Source organism: Streptomyces sparsus, assembly GCF_054776295.1.
Genome location: NZ_BAAHCA010001264.1, coordinates 1 through 1130, shown reverse-complemented (window position 1 = coordinate 1130; position 1130 = coordinate 1). Strand labels below are relative to the sequence as shown.

Annotated in this window: 1 protein-coding gene; it reads left to right on the top strand. The window is 73.0% G+C overall.

The annotated features are described in order from the left end of the window. Positions 1–323: 323 nt before the first annotated feature. Positions 324–1130: LysR substrate-binding domain-containing protein (locus ACYVE9_RS27795; RefSeq protein ID WP_461030654.1), on the top strand; the 807-nt coding region annotated here is incomplete at its 3' end.

Genomic DNA, 1130 nt, shown 5'->3' with positions numbered 1-1130 from the left:
GGTGGCCGCCACGCCGGTCGCCAGCGAGGCCCCCAGCAAGGTCCGCCGGGTGAGGTTCGCGGTCGGGGCGCCCGCCGCCGCGTTGCTCCGGCGCTGCCTGAAGTCCATGGAAGTGCTCCCCCTCGTGTGGTCGCGTCACGGTGTACGGGAGTCCCGGACGGACACCGGAATGTGTCGGCTGACCTGATCGGTCAGTGTTGGTCCTGGTCTCTCCGCAGGTGGACCGGTTTCCGGTCGACGGGACCGATCAGAGCACGCCGCTTCGGGCGGCGTCCAAGACCGGTGGGGGCCGCGACTCATATCGGTATGGCTATCGTCGCAGCGTGGACCTGCTGAGACAGCTGCGCTACTTCACCGTGGTCGCCGAGGAAATGCACTTCGGCCGCGCCGCCGAGCGCCTCGGCATCGCCCAGCCCCCGTTGAGTCAGCGCATCCGCGAACTGGAGAGGGAGTTGGGCGCCGAACTGTTCGACCGCTCGAAGCGACGGATCCGTCTGACCCAGCCCGGCACGGTGCTGCTCGCGGAGGCGACCGAACTGCTGGCCCGGGTGGAGCGGACCCGCGAGCTGGTCGCCAGGGCCGGACGCGGTGAGTACGGCACGCTGCGGATGGGCGTGCCGCCCGAGGTGCCGGGCCGGGTACTGGGCGCGCTGCTGACCGTGTTCGCCGCCGTCCGGCCCGACGTGCGGCTGGAGTTGGTGGAACTCACCGGCGCCGAGCAGTTGGGGCAGCTGGCCGACCGCCGGCTGGACGTCGGCCTGGTGCAGCACCCGGTCGCCCCGGGCCGTGACGTGGTGGCGGGTCCGCCGGTGCCGCTGCCGCTGGGCGTGGTGCTCCCGCGCACGTCACCGCTGGCCCGGCAGGCGGAGATCACCCTGGCCGCACTGTCCGGTCAGTCGCTGGTCGCGGTACCGCGTGACGCCTCGCCCGGTCTGTACGACGCGACGCTGGCCGCGTGCCGGGCGCACGGCTTCGACCCGGTGCGCGTCAGCGAGGCGCGCAGCCCCGAGGTGATGCTGGGCCTGGTGATCGCCGGTTACGGGGTGGCGTTCAGCCATCCGGCGATCGCGCAGAAGGAACCCCGGGTGGCGTGGCGTCCGTTGGCCGCGGGCGGCCCGGACTGGCGGCTG